This window comes from Thioclava sp. NG1, assembly GCF_003122275.1.
GTDB lineage: Bacteria > Pseudomonadota > Alphaproteobacteria > Rhodobacterales > Rhodobacteraceae > Thioclava > Thioclava nitratireducens.
On sequence record NZ_QFBB01000005.1, the window covers coordinates 264,252 to 289,197 of the forward strand.

Annotated in this window: 27 protein-coding genes; all 27 read right to left on the minus strand. The window is 63.8% G+C overall.

Translation table 11 applies throughout. The features are described from left to right. Position 1: 1 nt before the first annotated feature. Positions 2-1,540, minus strand: a complete 1,539-nt coding sequence (locus tag DEM26_RS11865) for an NADH-quinone oxidoreductase subunit M (RefSeq protein ID WP_075774487.1) — start codon at positions 1,538-1,540, stop codon at positions 2-4. Then, entirely contained in the window at positions 1,540-3,741 is a 2,202-nt protein-coding gene (gene nuoL, locus DEM26_RS11870) for an NADH-quinone oxidoreductase subunit L (RefSeq protein ID WP_075774486.1), read from the minus strand. The genes DEM26_RS11865 and nuoL overlap by 1 nt, the downstream gene beginning before the upstream one ends. A 6-nt stretch (positions 3,742-3,747) precedes the next feature. Continuing rightward, positions 3,748-4,053: an NADH-quinone oxidoreductase subunit NuoK gene (gene nuoK / locus DEM26_RS11875; RefSeq protein ID WP_075774485.1), complete on the minus strand. Its 306-nt coding sequence runs from the start codon at positions 4,051-4,053 to the stop codon at positions 3,748-3,750. Positions 4,054-4,102: 49 nt separating this feature from the next. Next, positions 4,103-4,711: an NADH-quinone oxidoreductase subunit J gene (locus DEM26_RS11880; RefSeq protein ID WP_075774484.1), complete on the minus strand. Its 609-nt coding sequence runs from the start codon at positions 4,709-4,711 to the stop codon at positions 4,103-4,105. Then, positions 4,708-5,118: a carboxymuconolactone decarboxylase family protein gene (locus DEM26_RS11885; RefSeq protein ID WP_075774483.1), complete on the minus strand. Its 411-nt coding sequence runs from the start codon at positions 5,116-5,118 to the stop codon at positions 4,708-4,710. Before DEM26_RS11885 ends, DEM26_RS11880 begins: the two co-directional genes overlap by 4 nt. Beyond that, complete coding sequence (gene nuoI / locus DEM26_RS11890; RefSeq protein ID WP_075774482.1) at positions 5,115-5,606, minus strand: NADH-quinone oxidoreductase subunit NuoI; 492 nt, start codon at positions 5,604-5,606, stop codon at positions 5,115-5,117. The genes DEM26_RS11885 and nuoI overlap by 4 nt, the downstream gene beginning before the upstream one ends. Before the next feature lie 3 nt (positions 5,607-5,609). Then, positions 5,610-6,647 carry an NADH-quinone oxidoreductase subunit NuoH gene (nuoH, locus tag DEM26_RS11895; protein WP_075774481.1) on the minus strand — a complete coding sequence of 346 codons (1,038 nt, stop codon included), beginning with the start codon at positions 6,645-6,647 and terminating at the stop codon, positions 5,610-5,612. Between the two features lie 15 nt (positions 6,648-6,662). Continuing rightward, the gene (locus tag DEM26_RS11900) at positions 6,663-7,073 is read right to left on the minus strand and encodes a hypothetical protein (protein WP_075774729.1); all 411 of its coding nucleotides are present in this window, start codon (positions 7,071-7,073) and stop codon (positions 6,663-6,665) included. A gap of 14 nt (positions 7,074-7,087) precedes the next feature. Then, a complete protein-coding gene (gene nuoG / locus DEM26_RS11905; RefSeq protein ID WP_109172469.1) occupies positions 7,088-9,121 on the minus strand; it encodes an NADH-quinone oxidoreductase subunit NuoG in 2,034 nt (677 codons plus the stop codon). Between the two features lie 52 nt (positions 9,122-9,173). Further along, entirely contained in the window at positions 9,174-9,512 is a 339-nt protein-coding gene (locus tag DEM26_RS11910) for a hypothetical protein (RefSeq protein ID WP_109172470.1), read from the minus strand. After that, positions 9,503-9,880 carry a hypothetical protein gene (locus DEM26_RS11915; RefSeq protein ID WP_146194459.1) on the minus strand — a complete coding sequence of 126 codons (378 nt, stop codon included), beginning with the start codon at positions 9,878-9,880 and terminating at the stop codon, positions 9,503-9,505. Before DEM26_RS11915 ends, DEM26_RS11910 begins: the two co-directional genes overlap by 10 nt. Before the next feature lie 5 nt (positions 9,881-9,885). Then, positions 9,886-11,181: an NADH-quinone oxidoreductase subunit NuoF gene (gene nuoF / locus DEM26_RS11920; protein WP_075774477.1), complete on the minus strand. Its 1,296-nt coding sequence runs from the start codon at positions 11,179-11,181 to the stop codon at positions 9,886-9,888. Between the two features lie 10 nt (positions 11,182-11,191). Continuing rightward, on the minus strand, positions 11,192-11,407 hold the full coding sequence (locus DEM26_RS11925; RefSeq protein ID WP_075774476.1) for a DUF5337 family protein: 216 nt from the start codon (positions 11,405-11,407) through the stop codon (positions 11,192-11,194). Positions 11,408-11,417: 10 nt separating this feature from the next. Then, the gene (locus DEM26_RS11930) at positions 11,418-12,329 is read right to left on the minus strand and encodes a hypothetical protein (RefSeq protein WP_088718901.1); all 912 of its coding nucleotides are present in this window, start codon (positions 12,327-12,329) and stop codon (positions 11,418-11,420) included. Positions 12,330-12,379: 50 nt separating this feature from the next. Then, entirely contained in the window at positions 12,380-13,615 is a 1,236-nt protein-coding gene (locus tag DEM26_RS11935; RefSeq protein WP_109172471.1) for an NADH-quinone oxidoreductase subunit E, read from the minus strand. Further along, the gene (locus DEM26_RS11940; RefSeq protein ID WP_075774473.1) at positions 13,615-14,859 is read right to left on the minus strand and encodes an NADH-quinone oxidoreductase subunit D; all 1,245 of its coding nucleotides are present in this window, start codon (positions 14,857-14,859) and stop codon (positions 13,615-13,617) included. Before DEM26_RS11940 ends, DEM26_RS11935 begins: the two co-directional genes overlap by 1 nt. Further along, positions 14,856-15,467 (minus strand): NADH-quinone oxidoreductase subunit C, encoded by a 612-nt coding sequence (locus tag DEM26_RS11945; protein WP_075774472.1) that lies wholly within the window; start codon positions 15,465-15,467, stop codon positions 14,856-14,858. Before DEM26_RS11945 ends, DEM26_RS11940 begins: the two co-directional genes overlap by 4 nt. 12 nt (positions 15,468-15,479) lie before the next feature. Next, positions 15,480-16,004, minus strand: a complete 525-nt coding sequence (locus DEM26_RS11950; protein ID WP_075774728.1) for a NuoB/complex I 20 kDa subunit family protein — start codon at positions 16,002-16,004, stop codon at positions 15,480-15,482. Further along, entirely contained in the window at positions 16,004-16,369 is a 366-nt protein-coding gene (locus tag DEM26_RS11955) for an NADH-quinone oxidoreductase subunit A (protein ID WP_075774471.1), read from the minus strand. Before DEM26_RS11955 ends, DEM26_RS11950 begins: the two co-directional genes overlap by 1 nt. A 297-nt stretch (positions 16,370-16,666) precedes the next feature. Further along, positions 16,667-17,449 (minus strand): crotonase/enoyl-CoA hydratase family protein, encoded by a 783-nt coding sequence (locus DEM26_RS11960; protein WP_109172472.1) that lies wholly within the window; start codon positions 17,447-17,449, stop codon positions 16,667-16,669. Continuing rightward, the gene (locus DEM26_RS11965; RefSeq protein WP_109172473.1) at positions 17,442-18,305 is read right to left on the minus strand and encodes a hydroxymethylglutaryl-CoA lyase; all 864 of its coding nucleotides are present in this window, start codon (positions 18,303-18,305) and stop codon (positions 17,442-17,444) included. The genes DEM26_RS11960 and DEM26_RS11965 overlap by 8 nt, the downstream gene beginning before the upstream one ends. Next, on the minus strand, positions 18,298-18,966 hold the full coding sequence (locus DEM26_RS11970; RefSeq protein WP_088726822.1) for a glutathione S-transferase family protein: 669 nt from the start codon (positions 18,964-18,966) through the stop codon (positions 18,298-18,300). The genes DEM26_RS11965 and DEM26_RS11970 overlap by 8 nt, the downstream gene beginning before the upstream one ends. Then, positions 18,963-20,879, minus strand: a complete 1,917-nt coding sequence (locus DEM26_RS11975) for an acetyl-CoA carboxylase biotin carboxylase subunit (protein ID WP_109172474.1) — start codon at positions 20,877-20,879, stop codon at positions 18,963-18,965. The genes DEM26_RS11970 and DEM26_RS11975 overlap by 4 nt, the downstream gene beginning before the upstream one ends. A 130-nt stretch (positions 20,880-21,009) precedes the next feature. Beyond that, positions 21,010-22,614, minus strand: coding sequence for a carboxyl transferase domain-containing protein (locus DEM26_RS11980; RefSeq protein ID WP_088718906.1), 1,605 nt, complete (start codon positions 22,612-22,614; stop codon positions 21,010-21,012). After that, positions 22,611-23,075, minus strand: coding sequence for a lysozyme inhibitor LprI family protein (locus DEM26_RS11985; RefSeq protein ID WP_158275119.1), 465 nt, complete (start codon positions 23,073-23,075; stop codon positions 22,611-22,613). Before DEM26_RS11985 ends, DEM26_RS11980 begins: the two co-directional genes overlap by 4 nt. A gap of 47 nt (positions 23,076-23,122) precedes the next feature. Then, on the minus strand, positions 23,123-23,629 hold the full coding sequence (locus DEM26_RS11990) for a lysozyme inhibitor LprI family protein (protein WP_109172475.1): 507 nt from the start codon (positions 23,627-23,629) through the stop codon (positions 23,123-23,125). Next, a complete protein-coding gene (locus DEM26_RS11995; RefSeq protein ID WP_088718909.1) occupies positions 23,629-24,789 on the minus strand; it encodes an isovaleryl-CoA dehydrogenase in 1,161 nt (386 codons plus the stop codon). Before DEM26_RS11995 ends, DEM26_RS11990 begins: the two co-directional genes overlap by 1 nt. Between the last annotated feature and the right edge of the window lie 157 nt (positions 24,790-24,946).

The window sequence follows — 24,946 nt, forward strand, 5'->3', positions numbered from 1 at the left end:
CTCAGTGTTCGACCAGGTCGGACAGATACGTGTCCGGCAAGGCATCATGATAGTTCTGGACGAGTTGCGTCACCGACGGCCCGATGATGTTGGTCACCAGATCGGGGTAGACGCCAAGGATCAGAGTCATCGCCACCAGCGGCGCGAAGATCCACTTCTCGCGCGTGGTGAGATCGGTGATCGAGCGCAGGCTCTCCTTGATCAGGTCGCCGAAGACGACCCGGCGATAGAGCCAGAGCGCGTAGGCGGCCGAGAGGATCACGCCGGAGGTCGCGAACATCGCGGCCCAGGTGTTGACCTGGAACGTCCCGGCGAGCGTCAGGAATTCCCCGACGAAGTTACCGGTACCCGGCAGCCCCACATTGGCCATGGTGAAGAACATGAAGATCGTCGCATAGGCCGGCATCCGCTTGACGAGGCCGCCATAGGCGTCGATCTCGCGGGTGTGCATTCGTTCGTAGATGACGCCGACCAGAAGGAACAGCGCGCCCGAGACGAAGCCGTGCGAGACGACGAGGAAGATCCCGCCCTCGATGCCCTGCTGCGTCCCCGAGAAGATCCCGAGCAGCACATAGGCCATGTGCGCGACCGAGCTATACGCGATGACGCGTTTGATATCGGTCTGCACCAGCGCCACCAGCGAGGTCCAGATGATCGCGATCACCGCGAGCCACATCGCCCAGGGGCCCACCACGATGTTGCCCACCGGGAACATCGGCAGCGAGAAGCGCAGGAAGCCGTAATCAGCCAGTTTCAGCAGGATCGCGGCCAGCACGACCGAACCGGCGGTCGGGGCCTGAACGTGCGCTGCGGGAAGCCAGGTATGCACCGGCCAGAGCGGCATCTTGATCGCGAAGGAGATGAAGAAGCCGATCCACAGCAGCGTTTGCACCCCGCCGGGGATCGATATCCCCAGAACATCCACCGGTGTGTATGGGAACTCGTAGACGAGTAGCCCCGGCATGTCCGTCGTTCCGGTGTGGAAGTAGATGTAGATGATCGACACCAGCATGAAGACCGAGCCGAAGAAGGTATAGAGGAAGAACTTGAACGCGGCGTAGACGCGCTGCTTGCCCCCCCAGATGCCGATGATCAGGAACATCGGGATCAGGCCTGCTTCGAAGAACAGGTAGAACAGCACCAGATCGAGCGTGACGAAGGTGCCCACCATCAGCGTCTCGAGGACGAGGAAGGCGATCATATATTCCTTCACGCGGTCGGTGACGTTCCAGCTGCCGATGATCACCAGCGGCATCATGAACGTGGTCAGCATCACGAAGAGGATCGACAGCCCGTCGACACCCACGCGGTACTGGAAGCCCATGATCCAGGAGTATTTCTCCATGAACTGGAAGCCGGTGTTGGACGGGTCGAACCCGGCCAGCAGGAACAGCGAGATCAGGAAAGTGACCGAAGTCGCGGTCAGCGCCACCCATTTCGCGTTGCGGTCCGCCTCGGGCGAGCCGCCACGCAGAACCAGCGCGAGGATCAGCGCCGCCACGGCGGGCGTGAAGATGACGATGGAAAGAAGGTGTTGCATCAGTTCGCCCCCCCGTTGAGGACGACCCAGAGCATGAGACCGACGATCCCGATCACCATGGCGAAGGCGTAGTGGAACAGATAGCCCGATTGCATCCTGTTAAGGAACCTCGTGAATGTCGGGACGATGCCAACGGCCATACCGTCGATGACCCGGTCAATCGAGCCCTCGTCCCCTTTCTTCCAGAATTGATAGCCGAACCAGAGCGCCGGGCGCATGAAGACACGCTCGTACAGCTCGTCGAAATACCACTTGTTAAGCAGGAAGCTGTAGAGCCCGGGTTGGGCTTCAGCCATCCGCCGCGGCAGGCTCACATCCTTGATGTAGAACATCCAGGCGACAAGCAGCCCGGCCAGCATCGCCACGAAGGGCGATACCTTGACCCAGGCCGGCGCGTGGTGCGCCTTGTCGATCACCTCGTTCTCCTGCCCCATGTAGATGGAGCCCTGAGGTGCGACACCCGGATACTCGATGACCGCGGTCGAGGCGCCGACGCTCGGCGAGGTCTTGGCCTCGTCCATCAGCTCGGCCTCGGCCTGCTGTTCGGACATGTTCGGATCCGGCACCGGCGGCGTTTCACCCTGCCCTGCGGCATGGCTTGCCTCGCCCGACTGCGCGGCTTCGCCACTCGTCGCGTGCCCGGCATCCGCCGTCTGCTCGGCATGCGCGGGAAGCCCGAAGAACTTCACCAGCTTCGCGTGATCGCCGAAGAAGACGTTGTACCAGATCATGCCGGCGAAGATCGCGCCGAAGGACAGTACGACCAGCGGCACCGTCATGACCCACGGGCTCTCCTTGGCGTGATCATGCGCATGATGATCGCCGCGCGGCTTGCCGAAGAAGGTCATGAAGATCAGGCGCCACGAATAGAAGGACGTGAAGGCCGCCGCGATGACCAGAAGCCAGAAGGCATAGCCAGCACCCGAGCCGCCCCAGACGCTCTCAATGATCGCGTCTTTCGACAGGAAGCCTGCGAAACCGATATGGGTGAAGGGAACGCCGACACCGGTGATCGCCAGCGTGCCGAAGATCATCGCCCAGAAGGTCAGCGGCACCTTTTTGCGAAGGCCACCGTAGTTGCGCATGTCCTGCTCGTGGTGCATCGCGGTGATCACCGAGCCTGCCGAAAGGAACAGCAGCGCCTTGAAGAAGGCGTGGGTCAGCAGGTGGAACATCGCCACCGAATAGACGCCGACGCCCGCGGCCGCGAACATGTAGCCCAGCTGCGAACAGGTCGAATAGGCGATAACGCGCTTGATGTCGTTCTGCACCAGACCCACGGTCGCTGCGAAGAAGGCGGTCGAGGCGCCGATGACGACGATGAAGGTCTGCGTATGCGGCGCGTATTCGTAGACCGGCGACATCCGGCAGACGAGGAACACACCCGCGGTCACCATGGTCGCGGCGTGGATCAGCGCCGACACCGGCGTCGGGCCTTCCATCGCGTCCGGCAACCATGTGTGCAGGAAGAGCTGCGCCGATTTGCCCATCGCACCGATGAACAGAAGGAAGGCACAGAGCTCGACCGCGTTCCAGTTCCCCCAGAGGAAGTCCAGGCTCGTTTCGGACAAGGCCGGGGCCGCAGAGAAGACGTCGTCCATCTTCAGCGAACCGGTCATGTAGAACAGACCGAACAGCCCGAGCAGGAAGCCGAAATCGCCGATACGGTTCATGATGAAGGCTTTCATCGCCGCCGCATTGGCCGAAGGCTTCTTGTAGTAGAAGCCGATCAGCAGATACGAGGCGAGACCCACGCCTTCCCAGCCGAAGAACATCTGCAGCAGGTTGTCCGAGGTCACCAGCATCAACATGGTGAAGGTGAAGAAGGACAGGTAGGCGAAGAAGCGCGCCTTGTAATTCTCGCCCTTCCCTTCGTCGAAATTCTCGTCATGGGCCATGTAGCCCCACGAGTAGAGATGCACGAGCGAGGAGACCGTCGTCACCACGATCAGCATGATCGCGGTCAGCCGGTCCATCCGGATCGCCCATGCGACGTCGAGGTCGCCCGAGGTGATCCAGTTCATGACATGGATGTGCTGCGTCTGATCGCCCAGCGTGAGAAAGACGATCCAGCTGAGCGCGGCGGCGAGGAACAGAAGGCCCGTGGTCAGGACCATCGCGCCCTTTTCGCCGATCACCCGCCAGCCGAAGCCACCAAGGATCGCACCGACCAGCGGCGCAAAGAGAATGATCGTTTCCATCGTCCCTTATCCCTTCATCACGTTGACGTCTTCGACCTCGATCGAGCCGCGGTTGCGGAAGAAGACCACGAGGATCGCAAGGCCGATCGCGGCCTCGGCTGCCGCAACGGTCAGCACGAAGAGAGTGAAGATCTGTCCGACGAGGTCATCCAGATAGGCCGCGAAGGCCACCAGGTTGATATTCACCGCCAACAGCATGAGTTCGATCGACATCATGATGACGATCACGTTCTTGCGGTTCACGAAGATCCCGAAAATGCCGATCACGAACAGCGCGGCAGCCACGCCAAGGTAATGTTCCAATCCGATCATGCGTTCACCCTCGTTTCCGAACTCGCGTTTTTCGCTTGCTTTTGTTCGCTCACAGCCCCTGCCCCGGTTTGACGTCCACCATTTCCATCGTCTTGGACGGATCGCGATGCATCTGCGCGATGACGTTCTGGCGCTTGACGTTGGTGCGATGGCGCAGCGTCAGCAGGATCGCCCCGATCATCGCCACCAGCAGGATCAGGCCCGCCGTTTGGAAGAGGTAGAGGTATTTGTCATAGACGAGCAGACCGATCGCCTGCGCGTTGGTCATGCCCTCGGGCACCGGATCGGCACGGAGGTTTTCCGCCATGCCGGAGGTCTGCCACGCCCCGAAGGCGATGCCCAGCTGCACCAGCATGATGACCGCGATCAGAAGACCCAGCGGCATGTAGCGCGCCAACTCCCCCTTGAGCGCGGCGAAATCGATGTCGAGCATCATCACCACGAAGAGGAAGAGCACCGCGACCGCGCCGACATAGACGATGATCAGCAGCATTGCGACGAATTCCGAGCCCAGAAGCACGAAAAGCCCCGCCGCCGACAGGAAGGTCAGGATCAGCCAGAGCACCGAGTGGACCGGGTTCTTGGAAATCACCACCATGAAGCCCGCGACCAACGCCGTAATGGCGAAAAGGTAGAAGGCGAAAGCAAACACCGTCATTCGTTCTCTCCCGAATTCTCGTCGAAGACCGATTGCGCGATCTCGAGCGCGCGGGTCATGGCGGGCACCCCGCCGAACATGCTCATCTGAAAGATCACCTCGGCGATCTCGCGTTGCGTGGCCCCGGCCTCGAGCGCGTGGCGGATCGTCAGGCGCAGCTGCGAGTCCGCCTGCGCGCCCAGCACCGTGAGCGCCGCAATCGTCACCAGAAGCCGGGTCCGGCTGTCGAGCCCTTCACGGTTGAAGGTCTTGCCGAACCACATCTCCATCATGTCCTTGGACATGGTGGGGAAGAGCTTCTCCATCGCAGCCGGGTTGAAACTTTCCAGCGCCGGATTGAACAGCCGGGCCATCTCGGCCGACTGCTCCATCATCGTGCTGAAGAGTTTCGAAAAATCGTCGGTCATCTGTAAGGCGCATCCAGTTCGAGGTTGCGTGCGATCTCGGCTTCCCAACGGGCCCCGTTCTCGAGGAGCTTCTGCTTGTCGTAGAACAGCTCCTCGCGGGTCTCGGTCGAGAATTCGAAATTCGGACCTTCGACGATCGCATCGACCGGGCAGGCTTCCTGACAGAAGCCGCAATAGATGCATTTCGTCATGTCGATATCATAGCGCGTCGTGCGGCGCGAACCGTCGGCGCGGGGTTCCGCGTCGATCGTGATCGCCTGCGCCGGGCAGATCGCCTCGCACAGTTTGCACGCGATGCAGCGCTCTTCCCCGTTGGGGTAGCGGCGCAGGGCGTGCTCGCCGCGGAAGCGCGGCGAAAGCGGACCCTTCTCGTGGGGGTAGTTCAGCGTGGGTTTCGGCGCGAAGAAATAGCGCATCCCCAGACCGAAGCCTTTGATGAAGTCCACCAGCAGGAAATACTTGGCAGCGCGGTTATAGTCGAAAGCCATCTATCAGCTCCCCATCGCCCAGCGGGCCCAGAAGTGCCCGAAGATTTCGAATTTCGCGAGGAAGGCGATGATCACCACCCAGGCCAGCGACAGCGGCAGGAAGACTTTCCAGCCAATCCGCATAAGCTGGTCGTAGCGGTAGCGCGGCACGATCGCCTTCACCATCGCGAACATGAAGAAGAAGAACACCATCTTGGCGAACATCCACAGCACCCCGTCGGGCAGCCCCGGGATCGGGGACAGCCAGCCGCCGAAGAACAGGATCGACATCAGCGCGCACATCAGCCAGATCGCGATATATTCGCCGGCCATGAACAGCAGATACGGGGTCGAGCTGTATTCAACCATGAAGCCCGCGACGAGTTCGGATTCCGCTTCCGGAAGGTCGAAGGGCGGGCGATTGGTTTCGGCCAGCGCCGAAATGAAGAACAGCGCCACCATCGGCAGGTGCGGCAGCCAGTACCAGCCCAACAGGCCCCAGCCGGTATCCTGCGCGCGCACGATGTTCGACAGGTTGAGCGAGCCGGTCGAGATCACGACGCCGATGATGATCAGGCCGATCGAGACTTCGTAGGAGATCATCTGCGCCGCGGAACGCAGCGAACCGAGGAACGGGTATTTCGAGTTCGACGCCCAGCCGCCCATGATCACGCCATACACCTCGAGCGAGGAAGCCGCGAAGACGAACAGAAGTGCGACGTTGATATCGGCGAGCACCCAACCGTCGGCAAACGGGATCACCGTGAAGGTCAGCAGCGCCAGCACGAAGCTCAGGATCGGGGCGAGGAAATAGACGAACTTGTCGGCGCCCGCCGGCACGACGATTTCCTTGACCACGTATTTCAGCGCATCCGCGAAGGTCTGCATCAGGCCCCACGGCCCGACGACGTTCGGCCCGCGCCGCATCTGCACGGCAGCCCAGATCTTGCGGTCGCCATAGACCAGCCAGATCATCGAAAGCATCACGAAGGCGATAACCGCCAAGCTCTGCAGAACGATCAGCAGGAAGATCCCGAAAGGTGTCGTGAAGAATTCAGCCATGATGTCCCACTCTCTTCATACGGTCGGAATGCCGCGATCCTTGCAATCGGCGACGGTCACTTCCGCGTCGATCGTCTTGAGTCCCTGCGGCAAGGCGGGCGAGATGGTGTAGACCGCATCTGCCCGCCAGATGCCACCCTCTTCAGTCACATTCGTGCGCACATGGCGCGCAAATCCATAGCCACGCACCAGCGCGTATTGCGCAGCTGCGCATTGGGCATAATCGGTCGCCGCTTTCTCGCTGGCGCCCTCGCCCGAGACACGCGCGCGGATCTCCACCAGATCGCTGTCGAGGAGCCGCGTTTCGGTGCCCCGATAGACCGGCTTGACCGCGCTATCCCCCTGCGCCCCGCCGGTCGGCGTGCACGCCGCCAGCCCGGCCAGAAGGCCGGGAGCGAGCGGTGCGATATTGGGCAGGGTCTGCATCATCCGTCTCAATCTCACTCGGCGGCCACCGGCGCTTCGGCCCGCGCTTTCGCGAGGCTGGCGCATTCGCCCATCACCACGGAGGCCCGTGCTATCGGATTGGTCAGGTAGAATTCGCGGATCGGCAGGCGGAAGGTGGCTTTGCCCATGTCGCGCGGCTCGATCGCCTGCACTTCGTTCTCCACGACCTGATCGACCTGCGCCAGATGCGGCACCGCCTCGACCATTGCGCGGCGCAGACCTGCAAGCGTGTCCCAGGGCTGCTTGGCGTCCAGCTCAGCCGAAAGCGCGCGCAGGATCGCCCAGTTCTCTTTCGCCTCGCCCGGCGGGAAGGCCGCGCGGAAGGCAAGCTGCGGACGGCCTTCGGTGTTCACGAAGAGGCCGTTTTCTTCCGTGTAGGCCGCGCCCGGCAAGATAACGTCGGCGCGGTTGGCTCCGCGGTCGCCGTGGCTGCCCTGATAGATCACGAAGGGACCGCCCTCGGCGCGCGGGGTGATCTCCACCTCGTCGGCGCCCATGTTGTAGATGACTTCTGCGCCGTCGATGGCCGCGAGCAGACCGCCCTCGGTCACTGCGCCCACATCCATCGCGCCGACACGGGCCGCAGCGGTATGCAGCACCATGAACTTGGCGTTGGAATTCTCGGCCAGCTTCATCGCATGGGCCAGAACCGCCTCGCCATCGGCTTCATTCAGAGCGCCCTGCCCGATGATGACGACCGTGTTCTTGGCCTTCGTCTCATCCGAGATCGTCTTGGAGGACAGCTCGGCCAGCGCGGCGCGGTCGGTGCCGACATGCTCATAGTCATAGGTCAGGTCGCAGGCTTCACCGACGAGACCGACGTTCGCGCCCTTGGCCCAGGCCTTGCGGATGCGGGCGTTCAGAACGGGTGCTTCCACGGCCGGGTTCGCGCCGATGATCTGCACCATCTCGGCGTTGTCGAGATCCGCGATTGTCGCGTTGCCCACATAGCCGTAGCGGTTGCCGATCGGCAGGCGCGCGCCATCGGTGCGGCATTCGACTTTGCCGCCCAGACCTTCGATCAGCTGCTTGAGAGAGAAGGCTGCCTCGGTCGAGACGAGATCGCCGACGAGACCAGCGACTTTCTTGCCCTTCATCGCTTCGGCGGCGGCGCTCAGCGCCTCGCCCCAGCTTGCGGGCTTCAGCTTGCCGTCGACGCGGACGTAAGGCCGGTCGAGACGCTGGCGGCGCAGGCCGTCCCAGACGAAGCGGGTCTTGTCGGAGATCCACTCCTCGTTCACGTCGTCATTGTTGCGCGGCAGGATGCGCATCACTTCGCGTCCCTTGGTATCGACGCGGATGTTGGAGCCCACGGCGTCCATCACGTCCACGGTCTCGGTCTTGGTCAGTTCCCACGGACGCGCGGTGAAGGCGTAGGGCTTCGAGACCAGCGCGCCCACCGGGCACAGGTCGATGATGTTGCCCTGCATGTTCGAGTCGAGCGTCATGTTCAGGTAGTTCGCGATCTCCGCGTCCTCGCCCCGGCCGGTCTGGCCCATCTGGGTGATGCCCGCGACTTCGGTGGTGAAGCGCACGCAGCGGGTGCAGGAGATGCAGCGCGTCATGTGCGTCTCGACCAGCGGGCCGAGGTTCAGCTCGGTCGCGGCGCGCTTGGGCTCACGGTAACGGCTGAAGTCCACCCCGTAAGCCATTGCCTGGTCTTGCAAATCGCATTCGCCGCCCTGGTCGCAGATCGGGCAGTCGAGCGGGTGGTTGATGAGCAGAAACTCCATCACCCCCTCGCGGGCCTTCTTGACCATCGGCGAATTTGTCTTGATCACCGGCGGCGCCCCTTCCGGCCCCGGGCGCATGTCGCGCACCTGCATCGCGCAGGAGGCGGCGGGCTTCGGCGGGCCGCCCACGACTTCCACCAGACACATCCGGCAGTTGCCTGCGATGGACAGACGTTCGTGGTAGCAGAACCGCGGGATCTCGATCCCCGCCTGCTCGCACGCCTGGATCAGCGTGAGGTTCGGATCGACCTCGACCTCGTTCCCGTCGATGATGATCTTTCTCAGGTCAGCCATGGCTATCCGTCTCGTCTCTTCGGGCGCGAGGTTGCCCCCGCGCGGGTTTATTTCACGCCGCGTTGCCGCAGCCCATCGGGAAGACCCAAGCGCCATCCCGGTAAGTATCATTGATCGACGAGGCCACAGCCCCGCCGCAGATGGCGTTCGCGGCCCGCTTGGCCTCGGCGCCCTCGTAGTTCGCAAAGGGCGCGGCCTGTCGCATCACGACCAGCGCGCCGTTCGCGTCATAAGCCGCCGTGTAGCCCTCGAGTGCCGCCAGACGGCGCGGCCCTTTCGAGGCCTCGTTGCCGCCCGTCGTGCCCATGCAGCCGCCAAGCGCCAGCGCGCAGCCCGATATGATCACAGCCCGCATCATGCCGCCCTGTGCCGTGGTAGGGTTCAGTTCCATCTGAGCACCTCCGCGACGGTGCTGCGCCGCAATCCGCCCTGATCCCACAAGATATGCGCGTGATCGTCCTGATTGATCTGGATCGCAACGAGCGAGGGATTACCCGGCGGAAGCAGCGCCCCGGTCGCGACTTCGAAAGAGCGGCCGTCCGGCTGGGCGCAGCGGAACACCACGTTTCCGGTATCGCCCTTGATCGTGTATTCGATCTCGCGCCCGGTCCGCAGCGAGACCTTGCCGGTGGTGTTGAACACCTGGCACGCCGTCCCCTTCGGGAAGAACCCGAAATCGACCGTCAGCTTCGCCGGCTCGGCGGCGGCACCGCCGGCGAGCGAAAGAAGGGTCAAACTGGCAAGGGACAGGCGTTTCACGATACTCACTCCGCAGCCATCGCGCCCATGCGGCCCGTCTTGCGGGCCTTGATGCGGTCTTCGATCTCTTCGCGGAAGTGACGGATCAGGCCCTGGATCGGCCAGGCGGCCGCGTCGCCGAGCGCGCAGATCGTGTGGCCTTCGACCTGTTTCGTCACATCGAACAGCATGTCGATCTCTTCGATCTCGGCTTCGCCGCGCACCAGACGGTCCATCACGCGCATCATCCAGCCGGTGCCTTCGCGGCAGGGCGTACACTGGCCGCAGCTCTCGTGCTTGAAGAACTTGGACAGGCGCCAGACCGCTTTGATCACGTCGGTGTTCTGATCCATGACGATCATGCAGGCGGTGCCGAAGCTGGATTTCAGCTCGCGCATGCCGTCATAGTCCATAATCGCGTCTTCGCATTGCTCGGCGGGCAGGATCGGACAGGACGCGCCGCCCGGGATCACCGCCTTGAGGTTCTTCCAGCCGCCACGGACGCCGCCGCCATGCTTCTCGATCAGTTCCTTCATCGAGATCGACATGGTCTCTTCGATGACGCAGGGCGTGTTGACGTGGCCCGACATCGCAAACAGCTTCACGCCGGTGTTGTTCGGACGACCGAAGGAGGCATACCACTCCGCGCCGCGACGCAGGATTGTCGGGACAACGGCGATGGATTCCACGTTGTTCACCGTGGTCGGGCAACCGTAGAGGCCCGCGCCTGCCGGGAAAGGCGGCTTCATCCGGGGCATACCCTTCTTGCCTTCGAGGCTCTCCAGCAGCGCCGTTTCCTCGCCGCAGATATAAGCGCCCGCGCCGTGCGACAGGTAGACGTCGTAATCATAGCCGGAGCCGCAGGCGTTCTTGCCGATGAGCCCGTCTTCATAGGCCTCGTCGATCGCGCGCTGCAGCGCCTCTTTCTCGCGGACATATTCGCCGCGGATGTAGATATACGCCGCCGCGGCGCCCATCGCGAAACCGGCGATCAGCGCGCCTTCGACCAGCGTATGCGGATCGTGGCGCATGATTTCGCGGTCCTTGCAGGTCGCGGGCTCGGATTCGTCGGCATTGATCGCGAGGAAGGCGGGACGCCCGTCGCTTTCCTTCGGCATGAAGGACCACTTGAGACCTGTCGGGAAGCCTGCCCCACCGCGCCCGCGCAGGCCGGAGGCCTTCACTTGCTCGATGATCCAATCCTTGCCTTTCGACAGGATCTCGCCAGTGCCGTCCCAATGCCCGCGCATCTTCGCGCCCTGCAGAGAGCGGTCATGCATCCCGTAGAGATTGGTGAAGATCCGGTCTTGATCCTTCAGCATATCGCTTCCCTCACTTGCCGGCTTTCCGGCGCCAGATGCGCCAGACGAGTGCCAGCGCGTAGATATAGGCGGCTATTGCCGCGAGATCGCCGATCAGCGCGACCTGCGCCGACCAGCCCTGTTGTTTTCCGATCCATTGCAGGAGGAGCCAGAGGATCGTGGCGACGGCGATGATAAGGGCGGCCCTACGCCCCAACGCCCTGTCGTGCTCGTCGATCTGGCTCATTCACCCCCGCTCAGTAATCGTTCGTCTTCGCCCGTTCGAGGAACGCATCCATGCCTTCCTCGACGATGATTTTCGCCTGGCTGACCCACTTGTCGCGGGTGCAGCGGCCCTTGAAACGCGGCACGTTCTGGTCCGCATAGGCAATCTCTTCGGGGCCCCATTTTGCGATTTGGTCAAAATGGTAAATGCCCCAGCCGTTCAGCGTCTCTTCAAGCTTCGGCCCGACGCCTTCGATCTTCTTGAGATCGTCGGCCCCAGCCTTGCGCGGCTGCTTGAGCCCGCGCGGCTTCTTGCCGGCGCCTTCGGCGGCCTCGGGTTGGCCCCCGGCACCGGCAGAGGACGTGTCCGCGACCTGCGCCGACATCGCGGAGAGCGGGGTCGCATCCTCGCTCTCGGGCTCCGGCGCGTCCGCTTTCGGCTCAGCTTCGGCCTCTGCCGCAGCCTCTTCCGCTGCAGGCTCAGCTTTCGGCTCTTCCGCCTCGGCTTCGTCCGTCGCGGGCTTGGTTGTCGGGCCGGGCTCGGGCCTGTCGGCCTCGGGCGTGGCCGCCTCGTCTTTCGGCGCGACCGCGTCGGCGCGTTCCACCTCGCGCTCGGCTACGGGCGTCGGAGACGCCGCCGCCGCCTGCGCCTGTGCGGCAACGCCTTCGGGAGACGACGCGTTGAAGCTCTCAACGGGGCTTTCGGGGATCTCGGAGCCCTCGTCCGAGGCCCCGGTGCCGTCCGCCTCGCCTTGAACCCCATGCTCGGAGCAGAACGCCCAGATCAGGAAGGCCCCGAACAGCAGGAAGGTCATCAGGCCAAGGAAGAGCGCCACGAAGAAGGGCTCATGCGCCACAACCATCAGGAAAACGGTGACCACGATCCCCGTAATGCCTGCCCAGATACCTGCCTTGCCGCGGCACCCCTGTGTCTGATCACCCATTCCCGTCTCTCCATTCACGCCGCCTAACGGCGGTCTCTACCCTGTTGCGCTTACTCGTAAATGCCATCTTTCTTTGCGCGGGACGAGAATTCGGTCTCTGCCCCGCTGGCCAGTTTCTCTGCCTGACCTTTCCAGTCGTCGCGGCTCGCGCGACCCTTGAACCCTTCGATATTTGCGTCGACCCATGCGAGTTCCGCATCGGACCAGGCCGCGATCTGGTCGAAGTGATAGATACCCATCGAATGCAGAAGCGTCTCCAGCTTCGGCCCGACGCCCTTGATCATCTTCAGATCATCTGCCCCGCCGTCGCGCGGCGCATCGAGAAGCTTGGGTTGTTTACCCTCGGACACGGCGGTGTCGGCCTTCGCATCGGCTTCGGTGCCCACGGGCTCGCGCTTCGAGCGCGGAACGGACTTCGAGGTGGCGGGCGCCTCGGCCTCGGTCACGCCGGTCTTGTCCGCGGGCGTGCCCTTGGCAGGCTTGGCCTCGGTCTTCTTGGCCGCCTTGCGGGCCTCGTCCTGTTGCGCGGCGGAGCGCGGACGCTCCTGCCCCATCGTGCCGATCGGACCGCGCTGGCCGGAGCTTTGCCACGGCGCTTCCAGCGGCACCTCGGTGCCGTCGATGCGCTTGATGGTGTCGCCGATCGCGAGCGCACGGGCGACGGAATAGTTGTAGTCTTCCTTGTCACCCTTGGTCTCGGTGAGCGCGGTCAGACCCGAAGCGGGCTCCGACGAGAAGCGACCGGTCTGCGAGCCGGGCTTCGGCACGGTGCCGTTGCCCATCTCGTCGATCAGCTTCGCGAGGCTCTCCTCGGTCAGATCTTCGTAGTAATCCTTGCCGACCTGCATCATCGGGGCGTTCGCGCAGGCGCCGAGGCATTCGACCTCTTCCCACGAGAACTTGCCGTCTTCCGAGAGCTGGAACGGCTCGGGGGCGATCTTCTCCTTGCAGACCTTCATCAGGTCTTCCGCGCCGCAGATCATGCACGACGTGGTGCCGCAAATCTGCAGGTGTGCGACCGAGCCGACCGGGGCCAGCTGGAACATGAAGTAGAAGGTCGCGACCTCGAGCGCCCGCATATAGGGCATGTCGAGCATCTCGGCCACGTATTCGATTGCCGGACGGCTCAGCCAGCCTTCCTGTTCCTGCGCGCGGAACAGCAGCGGGATGATCGCCGAGGCCTGACGACCGACCGGGAACTTGGTCATCTGAGCCTTGGCCCATGCGAGGTTCTCGGGCGTGAACTCGAAACTATCGGGTTGTTCCGGGTAAAGACGGCGAAGCATTAGCGGTCAACCTCCCCGAACACGATATCCATCGTGCCGATGATTGCAGACACGTCGGCGAGCATGTGCCCCTTGGCGACGTGATCCATGGATTGCAGGTGCAGGTAACCCGGAGCGCGGATCTTCGCGCGATACGGCTTGTTCGTGCCGTCGGCCACCAGATAGACGCCGAACTCGCCCTTCGGCGCTTCGACGGCGGCATAAACCTCGCCCGCGGGGACGTGGAAGCCTTCGGTATAAAGCTTGAAGTGGTGGATCAGCGCTTCCATCGAACGCTTCATCTCCGACCGCTTCGGCGGCGTCACCTTGCCGCGAGCAAGCACGTCGCCCTGATTTTCCGGCATCCGCAGTTTCTCGATCGCCTGCAGGACAATCTTGGTCGACTCGCGCATCTCGGCCATCCGGCAGAGGTAGCGGTCGTAGCAGTCGCCGTTCTTGCCGATCGGAATCTGGAAGTCGAACTCGTCATAGCATTCGTAGGGCTGCGCACGACGCAGATCCCATGCAAGGCCGGAGCCGCGCACCATCACGCCGGAATAGCCCCATTGCTGGATTTCTTCCTCGGAGATAACGCAGATATCGACGTTGCGCTGCTTGAAGATGCGGTTCTCGGTCAGCAGCCCCTCGATGTCGTCGAGCACTTTCGGGAAGTGATGCGCCCATTCCTCGATATCGTCGAGCAGCTTCGGCGGCAGATCCTGGTGCACGCCGCCGGGCCGGAAATAGGCCGAGTGCAGACGCGCGCCGCATGCCCGCTCGTAGAAGACCATCAGCTTCTCGCGCTCTTCGAAGCCCCAGAGCGGCGGCGTCAGCGCGCCGACATCCATCGCCTGCGTCGTCACGTTCAGCAGGTGGTTCAGGATGCGCCCGATTTCGGAATAGAGCACGCGGATCAGCGAGCCGCGACGCGGCACTTCCACGCCGGTCAGCTTCTCGATCGCCAAGCACCACGCATGTTCTTGGTTCATCGGCGCAACGTAGTCGAGCCGGTTGAAGTAAGGCAGGTTCTGCAGGTAGGTGCGGCTTTCCATCAGCTTCTCGGTGCCACGGTGCAGCAAGCCGATATGCGGGTCGGCGCGTTCCACCACCTCGCCGTCCAGCTCCAGCACCATGCGCAGCACACCGTGGGCGGCCGGGTGTTGGGGACCGAAGTTGATGTTGAAGTTGCGGATGCGCTGCTCGTCGGTCAGCGTGTCCTTCGAGCCGTCATCATAGACATTGTTGCGGATATCGCCGTCCATCATTTCGCCTCCTCGCCCTTCTCGTCACCGGGAAGGATGTATTTGGCCCCTTCCCATGGCGAGAGGAAATCGAACTGCCGGTATTCCTGCGTCAGTTTCACCGGCTCATAGACGACGCGCTTGAGCACTTCGTCGTAACGAACTTCGACATAGCCCGTCGTCGGGAAATCCTTGCGCAGCGGATGGCCGCGGAACCCGTAATCGGTCAGCAGACGGCGCAGGTCCGGGTGGCCCGAGAACAGGATGCCGAACATGTCGAAGACCTCGCGCTCGAACCAATCGGCACAGGGGTGCAGCTTGGTGATCGAGGGCACCATGTCCTCTTCGCGGATCGCCGTTTTCACACGGATGCGCTGGTTGCGATACATCGAAAGGTAATGCCAGACGACATCGAAACGCTGCGGACGCTCGGGCCAGTCGATAGCCGTGATGTCCACGAGGTTCGTGAAGCGGCAATTCGGATCGTCGCGCAGGAACTCGGTGAAGGCGGGAACCGACTGGGTGGTGATCGTAACCGTCAGCTCGTCGAAGGCGATCTCGGTCGAGACCACGTCATCGGGGCGCTTCAGCTCGATATGGCCGGCCAGTTCGCGAAGGGCAGTATCGTCCATCTCTCGCTCTCCTCAGCGCACCAGCGTGCCGGTGCGGCGGATTTTGCGTTGCAGCTGAAGGATGCCGTAAAGCAGCGCCTCCGCCGTGGGCGGGCAGCCCGGAACGTAGATATCGACCGGCACGACGCGATCGCAGCCGCGCACCACCGAATAGCTGTAGTGATAATACCCACCGCCATTCGCGCAGGAGCCCATCGAGATCACGTAGCGCGGCTCGGGCATCTGGTCGTAGACCTTGCGCAGAGCGGGCGCCATCTTGTTGGTCAGGGTGCCGGCGACAATCATCAGGTCGGACTGGCGCGGCGAGGCGCGCGGCGCGGTGCCGAACCGCTCGAGGTCGTAGCGCGGCATCGAGACCTGCATCATCTCGACGGCGCAGCAGGCAAGGCCGAAGGTCATCCAATGCAGCGAGCCGTTGCGCGCCCAGTTGATGATGTCTTCCGTGGAGGTCAGCAGGAAGCCTTTGTCCTGCAGCTCCTTGTTCAGCGTCTGCGTCGCAACTTCGCGATCCGCACCTGCGGTATTGGCAGAGGTCATCACGCCCATTCCAGCGCCCCTTTCTTCCACTCATATGCGAATCCTACGGTGAGAACCGCGAGGAAGACCATCATTGACCAGAAACCGACCATGGAAATCTGGCCGAAGGCCACCGCCCAGGGGAACAGGAAGGCCACTTCGAGGTCGAAGATGATGAAGAGGATGGAAACGAGATAGAAACGAACGTCGAACTTCATCCGGGCATCGTCGAAGGCGTTGAAACCGCATTCATAGGCCGACACCTTCTCGGGGTCGGGATTGCGGACCGCCACCACCGCCGCTGCGAGCATGAGCACAAGGCCCAACACGATCGCCATGGCGAGAAAGATGAGGATGGGAAGATATTCGCGCAGCATGTCATGCATGGGCTTGGCTCCCTAACATCGCGACGACTTGTCGCGCAGGTTCTGGCTAGGCGAGCAATAGCCTTGCGCCCCATTGGGGTCAACCGAGAGCAGGCCGGAAAATCATGCAAATGCGGGCCGCGGGTGCTTTTTGCATACGAAGGTATGCGAAATCTGCGAGCTTGCAGAGCCGCTCAGAGCCTGCCCGCGTTGGACTGCGCCGCTTTTGTCGCGACGCAGTCTTTTGACAAACTTAATCAGAGTTTGAATTTTCGGAATATTTGCCTTGCGCGTGGTGGGGCGCTTCTTAAGGCCGCCTTAAGCTTTCCATGCCGGATCGCGTTTCTCGAAAAACGCGGTGATTCCTTCATCCGACTCGGCGGATTCCCAGCGAGTCACCAGCGCCTCGATCGTCATGTCGATCGCGCTCTCGTCGATCCGCGGCCCCAGCGACCGGACGAGCGCCTTCGCCTCTGCCACCGCGCCCGGTGCGCAGGCGAGATAGGGCTCGGCCTCGGCCATCACGGCCCGCTCCAGCATCTCGGGCAGGACAACCTTGGCCAGCAACCCCAGATCACGCGCCTCGGCGGCCTCGAAGAGTCGCGCGGACATGAAAACGCGGCGCGCCCGCGCCTCGCCCATGCGCGCGACCACGTAAGGAGAGATCGTCGCGGGCGTCAGACCCAACCGCGTCTCGGTCAGGCCGAATTTCGCACCCTCGACGCCGATGGCCACGTCACAGACCGACATCATGCCGATCCCGCCGCCGAACGCATTGCCCTGCACCGCGCCGATCACCGGTTTCGGGCACGTGTTGAGCGCCTGCAGCATCCCCGCGAGCTTGCGCGCTGCCGCCGCGCGCTCTTTCGCGCCCGCCGCGATCTGACTCTGCATCCATTTCAGATCCCCGCCCGCGCAAAAGCTGCGGCCTTCAGCGGCGAGGATTACCACGCGCACGGCGTCATCGGTGCCAAGCTGGCCGATGGCCGCGGTGATCTCTTCCATCATCTGCTCGGAGAGCGCGTTATGCTTCTCCGAACGCGCCAGCGTGAGCCGCGCGATGCCACGCGCATCGGTCTCGGTCTTGATCGTGTCAAACATCGCCCTGCCCTTTCATTTTCTTCGCCATTGCGGCGGCCTCAGCCAGAACGGCCGAATCCAGCCCGGTCTCGTAGCCTAAAGCCCCGACTCGCGCCTGCACCGCCTCCGTCGCGACATTGCCCGCCGCGCCGGGCGCATAGGGGCATCCGCCCAAACCGCCGACGCAGGCATCGAACACCCGCAGGCCCATCTCCAGCGAGGCTTCGATATTCTCCAGCGCCCGCCCGGAAGTGTCGTGAAAATGCCCGGCGAGCTTTTCCGCCGGAACTTCGTTCAGCACCGCGCGCAGCATGGCCGTCACGCTTTCGGGTGTGCCCTGCCCGATCGTGTCGCCGAGGCTGATCTCGTAGCAGCCCATGTCGCGCAGCTGCGCTGCGACGCGGGCGACATTCTCCGGCGGCGTCTTTCCGTCGAAGGGACAATCGGTGACGACGGAGATGTAGCCACGGACTTTCACATTATCGGCTTTTGCGGCCTCCATGATCGGCAAGAACCGCTCCAGACTTTCACTGATCGAACAATTGAGGTTCGCGCGCGAGAAGCCCTCGGAGGCAGAGGCGAAGATCGCCACCTCATCGGCCCTGGCCGCTTTCGCTGCCTCATAACCTTTCATGTTCGGCGTCAGCGCGGCGTAGGAAACGCCCGGTCGGCGCGCGATCCCGGCGAAGACCTCTGCCGAGTCGGCCATTTGCGGCACCCATTTCGGGCTGACGAAAGACCCTACCTCGATCCGACGGAACCCGGCCCGGCTCAGGCAATCGACCAGCGCGATCTTGTCGGAAAGCGCGATCTGGCGCTTTTCGTTCTGCAGCCCGTCACGCGGGGCCATCTCGAAGATTTCGACACTCTCAGCCATGGGTTTGCTCCATCGGGGGCAGCTCGTAGAAATCCTGCGCATACATGCTCGCACCGCCCTTCTCGACCGCGCGCTGATAGGCAGGCCGCGCCTCGATCCGGTCGCGATAGGCGGAGATGTTCGGGAAGCCCTCGCGCGGCACGAAGCGGAACATCGCGTCGATATTGAACCCCATCATGCAATCGGCCGCCGAGAACGTCCCGATCATCCAATCGCGCCCGACCAGATGCGCCTCCAGCGCCTTCATCGTGACGCCAAGCCGCTTCGTCTCGAGCGCCATCATCGCGGGCGAGCGCGCCTCGGGCGGGCGCAGGAAGATGTGTTGAATGTTAAGGCTTTGCAGGATGTTGCCCTGCGTCTCCGCGAAATGCACCCATTCGAGGAAATCCGCGCGAGTGGGTTCGCCCGTGACCGGCGCAAGCCCAGCCTCGGGCCGCGTCTCGGTAAGGTATTCGACGATCGCTCCGCTCTCGAAGATCGAGCGCCCGTCGACCTCCAGCGCCGGGATGCGCCCCGCAGGCGAGAGTTCGCGAAACTCGGGACTGCGCAGCGAACCATCCGTGAGCGACCATGTTTGAAGCTCGTAGTCGAGCCCCATCTCTTCCAGCAGCCACAGCACCCGCATCGAACGCGCGCCGGGGATGTGATGCAGTCGGATCATGCCTCGTCCTCCAGCCGGATCAGCGCAGCGCCCGCTTCGACCTGTGCGCCTTCGGCGACCAGAACCTCGGCCACGACACCGTCGCGGGCTGCGCGCATCGTGTGTTCCATCTTCATCGCTTCCATGATGGCGAGCCGGTCGCCCGCCGCCACCGTGTCGCCGGCCGAGACGAAAACCGCCTTCACCAGCCCCGGCATCGGCGCCAGCGTCAGATCGGAGGCGTCGGCATCAGCGCCGCGCGCCAGCGGGTCGGGGATATCGAAGCGATGCGCGCCATGCAGGAAGATGGTGATCGCGCCATCCGACTGCGCCATCCGCGCGCCGGTCTTCGCGCCGTTCACCCGCCAGCCATCCTCGGCCAGCTCGCACGCATGGGCCTCCTCACCCAACTCGACCGTGACTTGGCCCGGCCCGTGCACTCGGATCGCGGCCTCTTCCTCGAAAGGCACGGTGCGGCGCGGCGACTGCCAGAGGCTGAAGCCGCTCGCCTCGCCGTCCCAAAGCCCGGCAGCGGCGATCACGGCCAGCGCCTTCGCGGCAACCGGCGTCTCGGTCGGGGCGGCGAGCGCGTCGATCTCGCGCCCGATCAGCCCAGTATCGACCTCGCCCCGAGCGAAACCTTCGTGCCGCGCGAGCCGCGCGAGGAAGGCGAGGTTCGTCACCGTGCCCGCGACTTCCGTCTCTTCCAGCGCTCGCGCGAGTTGCCCCAGCGCGGTCGCCCGCGTCGGCCCATGGGTGATGACCTTCGCGATCATCGGGTCGTACCACGGGCTGATCGTGTCGCCCGTACGCACCCCGGTATCAGCGCGACATCCATCGGCGAAACGCAGATGCGATAGCGTCCCCGTCGCGGGCAGGAAGCCTGCAGGCACGTCTTCGGCATAAAGACGCGCCTCGAACGCATGGCCGGTGATCGTCAGATCGCCTTGCGCGCAGGGCAGCGGCTCGCCCGAGGCCACGCGCAATTGCCATTCGACCAGATCGACGCCGGTGATCGCCTCGGTCACGGGATGCTCGACCTGCAGACGAGTGTTCATCTCCATGAACCAGAACCGATCCGGGCGCAGACCGTCCGAGCCGTCCACGATGAACTCCACCGTGCCCGCGCCCTTGTAGCCGATGGCCTCGGCGGCGCGGGTGGCCGCCTGCCCCATCGCCTCGCGCATCTCGGGCGTCATGCCCGGCGCGGGGGCTTCCTCGATCACCTTCTGGTGGCGGCGCTGGAGCGAGCAGTCGCGCTCGAACAAATGCACCGCTTTATCACCATCGCCGAATACCTGCACCTCGATATGGCGCGGCGAGCCGATGAATTTCTCGATCAGCACGGCGGGATTGCCGAAGGCGGTCTGCGCCTCTCCCTGCGCGGAAGCCAGTGCATCCGCGAAGTCGGACGGCGCCTCGACCAGCCGCATCCCCTTGCCGCCGCCGCCCGCGACCGCCTTGATCAGCACCGGGTAGCCGATCGTATCAGCCGCGCCCGCGAGATGCTCGGGGTCCTGATTGTCGCCGTGATAGCCCGGCACGACAGGCACGCCCGCCTTTTCCATCAGCGCCTTGGCCGCGTCCTTGAGCCCCATCGCGCGGATCGCCTTGGCCGAGGGGCCGATGAAAACCAGCCCCGCCGCCTCGACGGCGTCGACGAAATCTGGGTTCTCCGAGAGGAACCCGTAGCCCGGATGGATCGCCTGCGCGCCGGTCTGTTTGGCGGCCTCGATGATCGCATCACCGCGCAGATAGCTGTCTTTGGGCGCGGGGCCGCCAATGGCCACCGCCTCATCGGCCATCGCCACATGGCGCGCCTCGCTGTCGGCCTCGGAATAGACGGCTACGGTCGCCACGCCCAGTTTGCGTGCAGTCTCGATCACGCGACAGGCGATCTCCCCGCGATTGGCGATCAGGATCTTGGAAAACATGTCGGTCTCCCCTTTGAGAGCGTCGGAGGGGGCGCTGCCCCCGCTCCTGCGGAGCCCCCCGGGATATTTCGGCCAAGTCGAAGATTTGCACTTCCTCTTGGCCAAAATATCCCCGCCGGAGGCATGAAAGTTACATCCGGAACAGGCCGAAGCGGGTCGGCTCGATCGGGGCGTTCAGCGCGGCGGAGAGCGAGAGCGCCAGCACGTCGCGCGATTTGCGCGGGTCGATGATGCCGTCGTCCCAAAGCCGCGCCGAGGCGTAGAGCGGGTGCGACTGGCGCTCGAACATCTCGATGGTGGGGCGCTTGAACTCGGCCTCTTCTTCGGCCGACCACTGGCCACCCTTGCGCTCGATCCCGTCGCGTTTGACGGTGGCGAGCACGCCCGCCGCCTGTTCGCCGCCCATCACGGAAATCCGCGAGTTGGGCCAGGTCCAGAGGAAGCGCGGGGAATAGGCGCGCCCCGCCATACCGTAATTGCCCGCCCCGAAGGAGCCGCCGACCAGCATGGTGATTTTCGGCACCGAGGTGGTGGCGACGGCGGTGACCATCTTCGCGCCGTGACGCGCGATGCCTTCGTTTTCATATTTCCGTCCGACCATGAAACCGGTGATGTTTTGCAGGAAGACGAGCGGGATCGAGCGTTGCGAGCACAGTTCGATGAAATGCGCGGCCTTCTGGGCGGCTTCCGAGAACAGCACGCCGTTATTCGCGACGATGCCGACGGGGCAGCCTTTGACATGAGCGAAGCCGGTGACGATCGTCTCGCCGAAGCGCGGTTTGAACTCGTCGAAGCGCGAACCGTCCACGAGGCGCGCGATGACTTCGCGGATATCATAGGGGGTGCGCAGGTCTGCCGGGACCACGCCGAGGATTTCCTCGGGATCGTAGACAGGCTCCTCGGGCGATTGCCAATTCACCGTCGAAGGTTTCGTGTAGTTGAGATTGCCGACCGCGCGGCGCGCCAGCGCTAGCGCATGGGCGTCGTCTTCGGCGAGATAATCGGCCACGCCCGAGAGCCGCGTATGCACATCGCCGCCGCCGAGGTCTTCGGCGGTGACCACCTCCCCCGTCGCCGCTTTCACCAGAGGCGGCCCGGCGAGGAAGATCGTGCCCTGCTCCTTCACGATGATCGTCACATCAGACATCGCGGGCACATAGGCACCGCCTGCCGTGCAGGACCCCATCACCACGGCGATCTGAGCAATGCCCTTCGCGGACATCCGCGCCTGATTGTAGAAGATGCGCCCGAAATGGTCGCGATCGGGGAAGACCTCGTCCTGATTGGGCAGGTTCGCGCCGCCCGAGTCGACGAGGTAGATGCAGGGGAGATGGTTTTCCTCGGCGATCTCCTGTGCGCGCAGGTGTTTCTTCACCGTCAGCGGGTAATAGGTGCCGCCCTTCACGGTGGCGTCGTTGGCGACCACCATGACTTCCTGGCCCTGCACCCGGCCGATCCCGGCGATCACGCCCGCGCAAGGCGCGGCATTGCCATACATGTCATGCGCCGCCGTCGCGCCGATTTCCAGAAACGGCGAGCCGGGATCCAAGAGCCCCGCCACCCGTTCGCGCGGCGCCATCTTGCCGCGCGAGAGGTGCCGCTCCAGCGCGGCGGGACCACCGCCTGCCGCCGCCTGTGCGGCGGCCTCTTCGATCTGCGACAGCGCGTCGAGATGCGCCTTGCGATTGGCCTGAAAGTCCTCCGACGAGGTCAGGGCCTGCGATACCAGTTTCATTCCATCCTCCCCAAATCGCGCAGTTCCAGCGCGCGTTGCGCCGTACGCTCGAGGTAGCATTGCGACGCCACGACCGTGCGGATCGTGCCGTCCTTCCAGATCTCGTAGAGCAGCCCGCAATCGGCGTCGCGATACTGCCCCCACGCGCTTTGCGCATCGAGCAGCATGTTGGCGAGGTCGGTGCCCCCCTGCTCCAGCAGACGGGCGCGCGCCGCCTTGTATTGCGACTTCGCGATATCGTCCCAGACCTGCGCCTCGCCCTGAAGACACGCCGAAATACCCAGAGTCGTATCGCCGCCCGGCTCATCCTGACAGGCTGCAGCCGCCTCGCCGATACAGGCGGGATGGGTGTCCTTCGCCCCGTCGAAACAGGCGCGCACCGCATTCGGGTCAACGCTCGGTTCCTGCGCCAAGGCAGGGGACGCGAGCATCAGGCCGCCGAGCAACCATGCCAATTTCATCGCGCGTTTCCTTTTTTCAGAGCGCCCGTGAAGGCGGAGTGTCCGTGTCATGGGCGCGCCTCGCCAGCCAGCAGCCCGGCCCAACTCTGCAATTCGAGCGCATGTTCGGCCGTCTTGCGCATCAGGCAGCCCGCCTCCTCCGCCTCTGTGCCCTCGCTCTGCAGCGCGGCCCCATAGGCGCAGGCGCCATCGCGGTAGCGCGCCCAGGCAGCTTCCGCCTCACCCAGCTGCGCGCCTTGCAATCCGGACGGAGACTTGCCCGCCGCGATCTTTGCCGCATCGCTGGCCGCTGCCGCCCGCCGCAAGCTGTCGAGGGCCGTCGCCGCCCGGTCGGACCAGAGGGCGCGCTCGGTGTCATAGCAGGCGCGGCGGTCCTGGACGCTCGCAGCGTCACCGATGCATTGCTCCGCCGCTTTGCCGATGCAGGACGCAGGGTCGTCAGCGCCCGAAAGGCAGCTCTCCAAAGCGGCCGGATCGAAATCCGCCCCTGCCCCTTGGGCCTGCGCCGCCAAAGGCGCCGCAAGCCCGATCAGGAGGAGAGCGCCGGCGCGCATCACGCGGCTCCCATGATCTCGCGACCGATGAGCATCCGGCGGATTTCCGAGGTGCCCGCGCCGATCTCCATCAACTTCGCGTCCCGGAACAGGCGCGAGACGTTGGAGTCGTTGAGGAACCCGGCGCCGCCAAGCGCTTGCACCGCCTGATGCGCCTGCACCATCGCCTGCTCGGAGGCGTAAAGCACGGTCGCCGCAGCATCCTGACGGGTCACGGCGCCCCGATCGCAGGCCTTCGCGACCTCGTAGGTGTAGGCGCGCGCGGTGTTCATAGCGACATACATATCGGCGATCTTGCCCTGCATGAGCTGGAAATTCCCGATCGGCTGGCCGAACTGCTCGCGCTCCTTGCAATAGGGCACGACCTCGTCGAGGCAGGCCATCATGATGCCGGTGCCGATGCCGGAAAGCACCACGCGCTCGTAATCGAGACCCGACATCAGAACGCGCACCCCACGCCCCTCTTCGCCCAGCACATTCTCGAAGGGCACTTCGCAATCCTCGAAGAACAGCTGTGCCGTGTTCGAGCCGCGCATGCCGAGCTTGTCAAAATGCTTGGAGGTGGAGAAGCCCTTGAAATCCTTCTCGACGATGAAGGCGGTGATGCCCTTGGAGCCAGCTTCCGGGTCGGTCTTGGCATAGACCACGAGCGTGTCGGCATCGGGCCCGTTGGTGATCCAGTATTTATGGCCATTCAGGACGTAATAGCCGTTGCGCTTCTCGGCCTTTAGCTTCATGCCCACCACGTCCGAGCCCGCGCCGGATTCCGACATCGCGAGCGCGCCGACCGACTGTCCCGAGATCAGTCCGGGCAGATATTTCTTCTTCTGCTCGTCCGAACCGTTCAGCTTGATCTGGTTCACGCAGAGATTGGAATGCGCGCCGTAGCTGAGCGCGATCGAGGCCGAGGCCCGCGCGATTTCCTCGGTGGCCACGACATGAGCGAGATAGCCCATCCCGGCCCCGCCGAATTCTTCAGACACGGTGATCCCGAGGAGGCCAAGCTCGCCCATCTCGGTCCAAAGCTCGTTCGGAAACTCATTGTCCAGATCGGTTTTGGCCGCGATCGGGGCCACACGCTCGGACGCCCAACGGCGCACCATATCGCGCAGTGCGGCGATATCCTCGCCCAGATCGAACTCCATCGAACCTGCGAACATCGGATCTCCTCCCCCGGTTTATTGAACGCACGTTCATTTATGCGCAATTGTCGAGTCGGGTCAAGAGCCGTGGCCCCGGCCCCGTGCAAACGACGTAGCGGCACGAACCCGCGGCGCAGGGGCTGGTAAGGCGCGGCGATTGCCGCCACAAAGAGGC

Excerpts from the sequence above, each read along its gene's own strand:
- DEM26_RS11960 (WP_109172472.1), bottom strand. The coding sequence starts at position 17,449 with ATGTTTGACACGATCAAGACCGAGACCGATGCGCGTGGCATCGCGCGG.
- DEM26_RS11970 (WP_088726822.1), bottom strand. The coding sequence starts at position 18,966 with ATGATCCGACTGCATCACATCCCCGGCGCGCGTTCGATGCGGGTGCTG.
- DEM26_RS11965 (WP_109172473.1), bottom strand. The coding sequence starts at position 18,305 with ATGGCTGAGAGTGTCGAAATCTTCGAGATGGCCCCGCGTGACGGGCTG.
- DEM26_RS11880 (WP_075774484.1), bottom strand. The coding sequence starts at position 4,711 with ATGACGGTGTTTGCTTTCGCCTTCTACCTTTTCGCCATTACGGCGTTG.
- DEM26_RS11865 (WP_075774487.1), bottom strand. The coding sequence starts at position 1,540 with ATGCAACACCTTCTTTCCATCGTCATCTTCACGCCCGCCGTGGCGGCG.
- DEM26_RS11910 (WP_109172470.1), bottom strand. The coding sequence starts at position 9,512 with ATGGAACTGAACCCTACCACGGCACAGGGCGGCATGATGCGGGCTGTG.
- DEM26_RS11925 (WP_075774476.1), bottom strand. The coding sequence starts at position 11,407 with ATGAGCCAGATCGACGAGCACGACAGGGCGTTGGGGCGTAGGGCCGCC.
- DEM26_RS11950 (WP_075774728.1), bottom strand. The coding sequence starts at position 16,004 with ATGACCTCTGCCAATACCGCAGGTGCGGATCGCGAAGTTGCGACGCAG.
- DEM26_RS11980 (WP_088718906.1), bottom strand. The coding sequence starts at position 22,614 with ATGAAACTGGTATCGCAGGCCCTGACCTCGTCGGAGGACTTTCAGGCC.
- nuoK (WP_075774485.1), bottom strand. The coding sequence starts at position 4,053 with ATGATCGGATTGGAACATTACCTTGGCGTGGCTGCCGCGCTGTTCGTG.
- nuoH (WP_075774481.1), bottom strand. The coding sequence starts at position 6,647 with ATGGCTGAATTCTTCACGACACCTTTCGGGATCTTCCTGCTGATCGTT.
- nuoG (WP_109172469.1), bottom strand. The coding sequence starts at position 9,121 with ATGGCTGACCTGAGAAAGATCATCATCGACGGGAACGAGGTCGAGGTC.
- DEM26_RS11985 (WP_158275119.1), bottom strand. The coding sequence starts at position 23,075 with ATGAAATTGGCATGGTTGCTCGGCGGCCTGATGCTCGCGTCCCCTGCC.
- DEM26_RS11990 (WP_109172475.1), bottom strand. The coding sequence starts at position 23,629 with ATGCGCGCCGGCGCTCTCCTCCTGATCGGGCTTGCGGCGCCTTTGGCG.
- DEM26_RS11945 (WP_075774472.1), bottom strand. The coding sequence starts at position 15,467 with ATGGACGATACTGCCCTTCGCGAACTGGCCGGCCATATCGAGCTGAAG.
- nuoL (WP_075774486.1), bottom strand. The coding sequence starts at position 3,741 with ATGGAAACGATCATTCTCTTTGCGCCGCTGGTCGGTGCGATCCTTGGT.
- DEM26_RS11995 (WP_088718909.1), bottom strand. The coding sequence starts at position 24,789 with ATGTTCGCAGGTTCGATGGAGTTCGATCTGGGCGAGGATATCGCCGCA.
- DEM26_RS11900 (WP_075774729.1), bottom strand. The coding sequence starts at position 7,073 with ATGCAGACCCTGCCCAATATCGCACCGCTCGCTCCCGGCCTTCTGGCC.
- DEM26_RS11930 (WP_088718901.1), bottom strand. The coding sequence starts at position 12,329 with ATGGGTGATCAGACACAGGGGTGCCGCGGCAAGGCAGGTATCTGGGCA.
- DEM26_RS11955 (WP_075774471.1), bottom strand. The coding sequence starts at position 16,369 with ATGCATGACATGCTGCGCGAATATCTTCCCATCCTCATCTTTCTCGCC.
- nuoI (WP_075774482.1), bottom strand. The coding sequence starts at position 5,606 with ATGGCTTTCGACTATAACCGCGCTGCCAAGTATTTCCTGCTGGTGGAC.
- DEM26_RS11940 (WP_075774473.1), bottom strand. The coding sequence starts at position 14,859 with ATGATGGACGGCGATATCCGCAACAATGTCTATGATGACGGCTCGAAG.
- DEM26_RS11935 (WP_109172471.1), bottom strand. The coding sequence starts at position 13,615 with ATGCTTCGCCGTCTTTACCCGGAACAACCCGATAGTTTCGAGTTCACG.
- DEM26_RS11885 (WP_075774483.1), bottom strand. The coding sequence starts at position 5,118 with ATGACCGACGATTTTTCGAAACTCTTCAGCACGATGATGGAGCAGTCG.
- nuoF (WP_075774477.1), bottom strand. The coding sequence starts at position 11,181 with ATGCTGAAGGATCAAGACCGGATCTTCACCAATCTCTACGGGATGCAT.
- DEM26_RS11975 (WP_109172474.1), bottom strand. The coding sequence starts at position 20,879 with ATGTTTTCCAAGATCCTGATCGCCAATCGCGGGGAGATCGCCTGTCGC.